Raw genomic sequence first — 3,958 nt, 5'->3', positions numbered from 1 at the left:
GGGCGGGCGAGGGTGGAGGTCATCGCAGCGGTGGTCCTTCGCGAGCGGCACGGGGGCGACCACTGCACTCTACAGGAACACATGAACATCAATTCATGTGTTCATTCGTCCGGCCGGTAGCATGAACCCATGGGTCATGGAGCCGCTCCCGCGAACAACGCCGCCCCGCGCACGCGCCTGGACGCGACCAGCGCGGTGAAGGTCGCCACCACCCTGCAGGCCCTGGCGACCCCGTCCCGGCTGCTGATCCTCGCCCGCCTGCGCGAAGGTCCCCTTCCGGCGACCGAGCTGGCCGCCGAGGTCGGCATGGAGCAGTCCGCTTGCTCCCACCAGCTCCGTCTCCTGCGCAACCTGGGCCTGGTCACCGGTACCCGCAAGGGCCGCTCGGTGGTCTACGCCCTGTACGACAACCACGTCGCGGAACTCCTCGACCAGGCCCTCTACCACGTCGAACACCTGCAGCTCGGCCTGACCGACACGCCGTCCTGAGCGGCGCCCCGGCCCGCGCGTCAGCGGGGGAAGCGCTTCCACAGCGGACCGGTCCTGGCAGGTTCAGGCGGCCGCGCCCTTGCGGTAGCCGGTGACGGCGAAGGCGGCCAGGGCGACGCTCCAGCCGAGCAGGACGGCCAGCGCGGTCGTGCTCAGCGCGTTGCCCAGTGCGAGGTCGGACGCGATCTGCTTGTAGCGGTTGACCGGGGTCCAGCCGGAGACCTTGGTCAACCAGTGCGGGAAGTACCGGGTGTCGACGAGCAGCCCGCCGACGACCGCGAGCAGCAGGTACGAGACCAGGCCCACGGAGTGCGCCTTCGCGCCCTCGATCAGATAGCCGCAGCCCAGCGCCAGCATGGCGACGGGCACGATGCCCACCCACAGCACGGCCAGCATGCCCGCCCACTCGGCGGCGCTCAGCGAGACGTGGTTGACCACCGAGGCCAGCAGGCCGACCGCCAGTATCGGCGGCAGCGCCAGGAACATCGCGGAGATGCCGCGTCCGACCACCACCGTGAGGGCGGGCAGCGGGGTCAGGCGCAACTGCCGCAGCCAGCCGGCTTTCTTGTCCTCGGCGATGCCGCCGGAGGCGGTCATCACCGCGCCCAGGGCGCCGAAGCCCGCCATGCCCGCCACATTGCGGATCTCTTCCGCGTGGGTGGGGTGGCCGCCGCCCAGATGGCTGGTGAGCAGGTACATCAGCACGGGGGCGGCCAGGGACATGATCAGGAAGCCGCCGTCGCGCACCGTGCGGCGCAGTTCGAGCCGAAGGTATCCGAGCAGCATCAGAGAACGCTCCTTGCGCCAGTGGGGCCGGTGGGACCGACAGGGCCAGTAGCGCCGGGGGCGCCGGGGGCGCCGGGGGCGCCGGTCAGAGAGATGAATGCCTCCTCCAGGCCGCCGCCGGTGACCTCGACGTTGCGCAGTGCGCCCAGCCGGGCCAGGGCCGTGACGGTGAGGTCGGCGTCGTCAGTGCCGAGGTGAACGCGCGCACCGCGGACCTCCACACCGGTGACACCGGGCACCCGGGAGAAGGCTTCGGGCTCCCGGCCACCGAGGTCGGTGCTGACGGTCTTGCCGCCGACAGCCTTCTTCAGTTCGGTGCCGCTGCCGTCGGCGAGGACTCTGCCCTGGGCGATGACGACGATCCGCTCGGCGTATGTGTCGGCCTCCTCCAGGTAGTGGGTGGAGAACAGCAGGGTGTTGCCGCGTGCGGCATAGGCGGCCATGGTCTGCCACAGGTCCCGGCGGGACTGGACGTCCAGGGCCGCGGTCGGCTCGTCCAGTACGACCAGCTCGGGATCGCCGCACAGCGCCAGGGCGAAGCGGACCCGCTGTGCCTGGCCGCCGGAGAGCTTGTCCACCTTGCGGTCGGCCAGTTTGGTGAGCTGGGCGATGTCCAGGATCTCGCCGAGCGGCATCGGGTCGGCGTAGGTGCCGCGCATGAACTCGATGAGCTCGGTGACGGTGACCCGGGGGATCAGTCCGCCGTCCTGGAGCATCGCGCCCACCTGGCCGGCGCGCATCGCTTCCTGCGGGTCCTTGCCCAGGAGCTTTATCCGGCCGCCGTCGTTGGGCAGCAGGCCCAGCATCATGTTGATGGTGGTGGACTTCCCGGCACCGTTGGGTCCGAGCAGGGCGACCGTCTCGCCACGGTCGATGGCAAGGTCCAGGCCCGCGACGGCGTGAACATCGCCGTAACTCTTGGTCACACCCGAGAAGTTGACCGCCGAGCCGGTCCGCAACGGCGCCCTGGGGTGCATGGCTGTGTGCGTCATGACGCTGACCCTACGAAGGGCGTTCCGGGCCCCGGTAGTGACGAAAAAACTCTCCTGAGTAGGAGAAATGTCCTACCCGCGAAAGAAGCGGGAACCGCGCCGCGTCGCGCCAGGCGCGCGACACGTCATCCTGGGGTCGGGCTGTGCGCGACACTGGCAGACCGCTCAGCGTGTGCTGGCTCTGCCTCCGCTCCCGGACAAGACCCTGTACGAGGTGATCGATGTTCTCGGCGCCTGACGACGTCACCGTCCGGCGCATGCGTACCGCCAGGGCTTTCGCGTGCGCCACTCTCGCTCTGACAGACCTCACCGGGAATCCCGTCTGGGGCTATGGCGGCCGGACCTTGTCCGGTGCCGTGACCGGTGGGCAGGGCGTCGGCTGGCTCCGTGTCGTCGCGGAGCGTCCCGACCGGGCGCACGGGAAACTCTGGGACGGTCCCAAGGCCGCCCGGGAACTGCTCCCTCCCGAGATTCCCCGCCCTGTTCTTCACCACGTGCACGATTGGCAGGCTGCCGACTGGGCGTACCGGGCGGAGCTGTACCAGCACGCGGATGCCACCACCATCTCCCGCTCACCGGTTCTCGAACACGATCCGGTTCTCCCCGGGACATGGTGGGCGGAGCTGCGGACCGCACTCGACTCCCTTGCCGAAGCCCCCACCGAACGCGTCGCCGTACGCGAGGAGTACATCCGCCGAGCCGTTCCCGCGTACACGGGTCATGACGTGGGCGAGATCGTGTGGTCCACCGCCCATGGCGATTTCCACTGGTCGAATATCGGAGGCCCCGGCCTCACGATCCTCGACTGGGAAGGCTGGGGGCGAGCCCCGGTTGCCTTCGACGCCGCACAGCTCTACGTCTACTCACTCCGCACACCCGCCACGGCTGCCCGCGTCCGCCGGGCCTTCGCCCACGTTCTCGACACCCCGCCCGCGCGAGTGGCGGAACTGACTGTCTGTGCCCAGGTCCTCCAGGCCGCCGACCGTACGCCGTTCTACAAGGAGTTGGCGGGGCCGGTGAAGGAGTACCTGGACGCCTTGTAAAAGTGTCAGCGGGGGATGGGGTTCTTGACGATGCCCGCGCGGACGGCGTCGGCCTTGCGGCGGACTTTCTCGGCGAGTGGTTCGGGGAAGGATTCGCCGAGCCATCCTTCGTGCGGGTTGTCGTCGCCTCGGCAGGTGCGGCAGCGGCCGCCGGGGAGTGAGCGGCCTGGTGCGCGGCAGACTTCGCATTCCGTCAGGGGGTGGGGGTGGTGGGGTTCGCGTGCCGGGAGCGCTGTTGCTTCGCGTTGTGGCGGGAGTTTGTCGACGAGGCGCCTGCGGGCGAAGGCTCCGGGGACGTGGACTTCCGGCGGCAGGTTCGTGGTCAGGGCGCGTACGACGTCGTCCTCGGCGGCGCCGCGTGCGAACCATTCCTCGGCGAGGGGGCGCAGTTCGGCGCATTCGGCCGCGGAGAGGGACATGCGGGGGTCGGCGAGCCCGGCGCTCGCCAGGGTGTCGTACGCGTTGCGACGTGGCTGCGCCTGCTCCTGGGGCTGGGGTTTGGGCTCGTCCGGGGGTACGTCGCCTTTGCGGAAGCGCTGCCACCAGGACTCGCTGCGCGCGGTGCGGGAGAAGTAGGTGCGCCAGACCCATGGGGTGCCGCCGTCTCCGACGGTTTCGCGGCGGCGGAAGAGGTGGCCGGCCTGTTCC

General features: G+C 70.0%; 5 protein-coding genes. 2 read left to right on the top strand and 3 right to left on the bottom strand.

What is annotated here, in order from left to right; genetic code table 11:
• The first annotated feature begins 129 nt into the window (after positions 1-129).
• Positions 130-489, top strand: a complete 360-nt coding sequence (locus K6I34_RS33100) for a metalloregulator ArsR/SmtB family transcription factor (RefSeq protein WP_229331738.1) — start codon at positions 130-132, stop codon at positions 487-489.
• A gap of 63 nt (positions 490-552) precedes the next feature.
• Here the strand turns inward: K6I34_RS33100 and K6I34_RS33095 are convergent, their stop codons facing one another.
• Complete coding sequence (locus K6I34_RS33095; protein ID WP_229331737.1) at positions 553-1,275, bottom strand: ABC transporter permease; 723 nt, start codon at positions 1,273-1,275, stop codon at positions 553-555.
• Positions 1,275-2,267 (bottom strand): ABC transporter ATP-binding protein, encoded by a 993-nt coding sequence (locus tag K6I34_RS33090; protein ID WP_229331736.1) that lies wholly within the window; start codon positions 2,265-2,267, stop codon positions 1,275-1,277. Before K6I34_RS33090 ends, K6I34_RS33095 begins: the two co-directional genes overlap by 1 nt.
• A gap of 221 nt (positions 2,268-2,488) precedes the next feature.
• Here K6I34_RS33090 and K6I34_RS33085 point away from each other — a divergent pair, with 221 nt between their 5' ends.
• A complete protein-coding gene (locus K6I34_RS33085; RefSeq protein WP_229331735.1) occupies positions 2,489-3,310 on the top strand; it encodes an aminoglycoside phosphotransferase family protein in 822 nt (273 codons plus the stop codon).
• Between the two features lie 5 nt (positions 3,311-3,315).
• Here K6I34_RS33085 and K6I34_RS33080 read toward each other — a convergent pair.
• On the bottom strand, positions 3,316-3,958 hold a 643-nt coding region (locus tag K6I34_RS33080), incomplete at its 5' end, for a hypothetical protein (RefSeq protein ID WP_229331734.1).

The organism is Streptomyces sp. UNOC14_S4, from assembly GCF_020740835.1.
GTDB lineage: Bacteria > Actinomycetota > Actinomycetes > Streptomycetales > Streptomycetaceae > Streptomyces.
This window is presented reverse-complemented; position numbering and strand designations above follow the sequence as displayed.

Bases quoted from the DNA above. Each gene is read 5' to 3' on its own strand.
- K6I34_RS33100 (WP_229331738.1), top strand. From the start codon at position 130: ATGGGTCATGGAGCCGCTCCCGCGAACAACGCCGCCCCGCGCACGCGC.
- K6I34_RS33095 (WP_229331737.1), bottom strand. From the start codon at position 1,275: ATGCTGCTCGGATACCTTCGGCTCGAACTGCGCCGCACGGTGCGCGAC.
- K6I34_RS33090 (WP_229331736.1), bottom strand. From the start codon at position 2,267: ATGACGCACACAGCCATGCACCCCAGGGCGCCGTTGCGGACCGGCTCG.
- K6I34_RS33085 (WP_229331735.1), top strand. From the start codon at position 2,489: ATGTTCTCGGCGCCTGACGACGTCACCGTCCGGCGCATGCGTACCGCC.